General features: G+C 63.6%; 4 protein-coding genes. All 4 read right to left on the minus strand.

Annotated elements, in window-relative coordinates:
- Nucleotides 1–36: 36 nt before the first annotated feature.
- Entirely contained in the window at nucleotides 37–696 is a 660-nt protein-coding gene (tenA, locus tag QVE23_RS07935) for a thiaminase II (protein ID WP_256264617.1), read from the minus strand.
- A gap of 283 nt (nucleotides 697–979) precedes the next feature.
- The gene (locus QVE23_RS07940; RefSeq protein ID WP_119311085.1) at nucleotides 980–1,912 is read right to left on the minus strand and encodes a carbohydrate kinase family protein; all 933 of its coding nucleotides are present in this window, start codon (nucleotides 1,910–1,912) and stop codon (nucleotides 980–982) included.
- A gap of 156 nt (nucleotides 1,913–2,068) precedes the next feature.
- Nucleotides 2,069–3,217, minus strand: a complete 1,149-nt coding sequence (locus QVE23_RS07945; protein ID WP_287224124.1) for an ROK family protein — start codon at nucleotides 3,215–3,217, stop codon at nucleotides 2,069–2,071.
- 161 nt (nucleotides 3,218–3,378) lie between these two features.
- On the minus strand, nucleotides 3,379–4,075 hold a 697-nt coding region (locus QVE23_RS07950; protein ID WP_502919082.1), incomplete at its 5' end, for a heparan-alpha-glucosaminide N-acetyltransferase.

Below are 4,075 nucleotides of genomic sequence, written 5' to 3' on the forward strand. Positions count from 1 at the left end.
GGTACTGATAGGAGACGTTCTGAAATTCCAGCATGGTCATCGCTCCAGCGTCCAGGCCATCTCCCAGAAGCCCAGCTCATACCGGCTGCAGTTGACGAAGATCTCCTCCAGCCGCTGGTATTCCGCCTCCGTGCAGCTCTCCGCCAGGGTGTCCATCAGCTCCACCAGCGCGTCGTTGGTTTTCTGGTAGTCCTCCCCCGCGTAGCTGCGGATCCACTCGCCGTAGAAGGGGTGGTCCGCCGCGCCGGGGATGGCCGCCAAGCGCGTGCCGATCTCCGCATAGCTCCAGGAGCAGGAGAGGATGGCGGCGATGATCTCCGCCGGCCCGCCCGCGGCGGCACAGGAGAGCATGTAGTGGGTATAGGACAAATTGGAGAGGGCCGGCTGGACAGAAAACACCTGCTCCTCCGTGATGCCCAACCGAGCCATGTAGGCCCGGTGGACCTTCATCTCCCCGCCCAGAATCGCGTCCACATTGGCGGAGAAGGTCCGCATCAGGCCGGGATCCCGGGCCTTCACCACACCGTAGGCGAACACCCGGGCGTAGTCGAACAGGTACAGATAGTCCTGCAGCAGGAACCACTGGAACTTCTCCAGGTCCAGACTGCCGTCTCCAATCCCCCGGACAAAGGGATGGTCATGGCACTGCTCCCAGATGGGATGGGCGGCCTCGTACAGCCGCTGTGTCGTTCTCATTCGTATTCCTCCTATCCAATGGCCGGTCCGCCCCATGCAAAAAGGCGGGGTCCCCTTTGGGACACCCCGCCTTCGCTCCAATCCTATCTCTTCCGTGCGGAAGAGACTCCGCACGAATAGCTTGTGCTGCGTCCCTACGTTGGCATTACCCACATCAGGTCAGGTCGAGGGACCGGCCCCTCATCTCAGCCTCCTCGCGGAAGCTCCCTTGCACGTTTTATTATAAAAGCCCGTCTTCTTTTTGTCAATAAATTTTTCCCGGTTTTCGGTAAAAATCCCGCATTTACACCAGATGCCGCTCGATCTCCTGCCGGGTGGGCAGGGAGGGGATCGCCCCTCTGCCCTGAACACAGAGCCATCCGCTGACGTTGCCGTACTCCAGCGCCTCCTGCACCAGCGGCTCCGTCAGCTGCTCCGCCTGGGTGACACCCCGGAATCGCATCTGAGACAGCATTCCGCCCCAGAAGGCGTCTCCGGCGCCGGTTGCATCCGCGCAGTGGGCCCGCCGACCCGGGACAGCGAGGCGCCGCCCCCGGAAATATCCTCTGGCACCCTGACCGCCCAGGGTCAGCACCACCAGCGTCAATCCGTACCGCTCCATAAGGGCGGGCAGCTCCGCCTCGCCCCCCAGCATATCGGCCTCCTCCTCCGAGATCTTCAGCAGATCCACGTCCGGCAGGATCTCCCGCACCTTTGCGGCGCAGGCCTCCTGACTGCCGTTCCACATCATGTCCCGGTAATTCACATCAAAGCTCACCAGCCTGCCCATCTCCCGCCCCAGGTGCAGGGCCTTGGCCGTGGCCTCTGCCGCCGGGGAGGCGGAGAGAGAACACGACCCGGCGTGGACGATCACCGTGTCCCGGATGTCCGCCTCCCGTACGTCCTCCTCCCGAAGGAACATATCCGCTCCAGGCTTGCGGACAAAGGTGAAGCTCCGCTCCCCTTCCTCCGTCAAAGAGACAAACGCCATGGTGGTGACCGCCTCCCGGCAGGGCTCCCGCCGGATACAGCGCACCCTGTTTTCCCGGAGGGTGCCCAGCAGGTACCGCCCGAAGTCGTCATCCCCCACAGAGCAGCACATGGCCGCCTCCAACCCGTTCCGGGCGGCGGCGATGGCCACATTTGCAGGGGCGCCCCCGGCGTTTCGAATATAGCTTCCGGGCTCACTGCCCGGCAAAAAGTCAACTAGCATCTCGCCAACGCTGTAAAGGTCCACCAGTGGTCCTCCTTGTCTGAGGTGGTTTTGCAATCATTCGCATCGATTATTAAACCATTTCCAGCGTTCAATGTCAATCGTTTAGCTGATGTTTTTATAGGAGAAAAATGTACTTTTTGTGGGATTTCCGATATTGCGGCAAGCCGCCCCGGGAAATCACCCGTTTTGAAGAGGTAGCTCCCCCGAGAAGATCCGGGCGATCCCGCCGCAGGCCGCCCCCAGAAGCACTCCCTCCCCCAGGAAGCGCGGCTTTCTCACCAGGACTCTGCCGCCCCCATCCGCTGGGCGCAGGCGGGCGATGGCGGATTCCAGATCCGCCACGTGCCGGTCGGTCCAGCAGAGTCCGTCGCCGCCCAGCAACACCAGTTCGCTGTTCAGCAGATTCAGGGCGCTGGCGATCCCCGCAGCCAGAAAGTCCACGGTCTCCCGGAACACCCGGTCTACTTCCCCGCTGCCGGTTATCCGGCAGAAATCGGCGTAGGAAGCCTCCAGTCCCGTTCGATGATACAGTTTTTTCAGCACCTCCGGCGAACGAACGTACAGCTCCAGGCAGCCACGGCCGCCGCACCGGCAGGGACGGCCACCGGCGCAGATGGTGACATGGCCCAGCCCCAGGGGCCGTCCTCCCCGGCCCCTGCACAGTTGCCCGCCGCTGAGGACCGCGCTGCCCACCCGGTCCCCCAGGCTGACAAACAGCACGTCCCGGCAGTTCCGGGCCCTGCCGAACAGGCTCTCCACCAGCAGAGCGCTCTGGCAGGTGTCCTCCAGGAATACCGGGAGGCCGTACCGCTCCCGGACTGCCGGACGCACGGATTCCGAGGGACACATCTGCTCCCCGCCGGGCCGCCAGGGCAGGTCCGCCGCCAAGCCGATGGCCCGTACACCAGCCGTCCCGGACAGCATCTTGTCCAACAGCCTGAGAGCGGTCTCCCGCCGCACCGCCTCCGGAGCGTCCTTCGGCAGGTCCGTGCCAGCCCGCCGGAATACCCGGAGGTCCAGCCCGCACAGAACACTCTCACAACGGCCCGGGAGGAACGCCACGCCCGCTGCCTTCGGCGCTTCGGGTGAGAGCCGGAGGCGCACGGGGTTCCGCCCCGGCTCCTCGCTGCACACCACCTCGCTCTCTCGCAGGACATCCCCGTCGATCATCTCACCCACGATATTGGAGATGGTCATTTTGCTCAAGCCCGTTCTCACCACCAGATCCCGCCGGGTCCGGCATGCGCCGGTGGCAACCATGCGCAGGACCAATCCGCGGTTGTCCCGCCGGTTGTCTCCGCTGTTTTTTCCCGCTTTCTCCAGCATGACCTGTCCTTTCCCGCGATGCCTGTCAAACCTCCCGTGCCGGAGTTCGCCTCCGGCATTCTTCATTTGTTTACTATATGACGCTCCCAGAGGCCCGTCAAGAAAAACCGCTCCCCCACCCGGAGGAGCGGTATAGGACATCATCTAAATTCTGTCCTATATCACCGTCCCAGCAGGGCAGCCCCGCCCAGCAGCACCCCATAGACTACCGGCTGGTGGAGCATATATACCGGCAGGGACTGCCTGCCCAAGGCACACAGGGGCGGACACCGGAGCGCGTCCGGATCCAGCCGCTCCATCGGCCCGGCCAGCAGGCGGCGGAGAAAATGCCCCGCCAGGAACAGGAACAGCCAGGGCAGCAGGGAGAAATAATCCGTGGAGAAAAAGTCCGGCGGCGGAAATCCTATGTACGCCGTCAGCAGATTACGGTAAAGTCCCTCCGGCACCGTTCCCAGCGTCCAGTCCTCAAATCCCAGCGTCCCCTGGTTCACGTTCCGCAGCAGGGTGAACAGGGCCGCGCTGGCGGCGAGGCCCACCCCCACAGGTACGTGCCGCAGCAGTTTTTCCAGTGGGACCATCAGCAACATGCAGGAGCCGATCAGCGTCAGCACGCCGAACCAGATCTGCTCCTCCGGCATGAAGAGCACCGTCACCAGCGTCACCACCCAGCCGCAGCCGAACACCGTCAGTCCCCTCCGGAGGGGCCGCCGCCCCAGGCTGAAGCAAAATCCGGAGAGGAGGATAAAGGTCCAGCAGATGCTCTGCTGCCAGATGTACGCGCCGGTGCCCCGGTACCAATCCCAGTCCGCGTGGAACAGATACACCAAGTCCCAGCAAGCGTGATAGGCGATCATGCTC

The sequence above is a fragment of the Oscillibacter sp. KLE 1728 genome (assembly GCF_934833455.1).
GTDB lineage: Bacteria > Bacillota > Clostridia > Oscillospirales > Oscillospiraceae > Oscillibacter > Oscillibacter welbionis.

Coding starts and splice junctions, on each gene's coding strand:
- tenA (WP_256264617.1), bottom strand. CDS start 696: ATGAGAACGACACAGCGGCTGTACGAGGCCGCCCATCCCATCTGGGAG.
- QVE23_RS07945 (WP_287224124.1), bottom strand. CDS start 3,217: ATGCTGGAGAAAGCGGGAAAAAACAGCGGAGACAACCGGCGGGACAAC.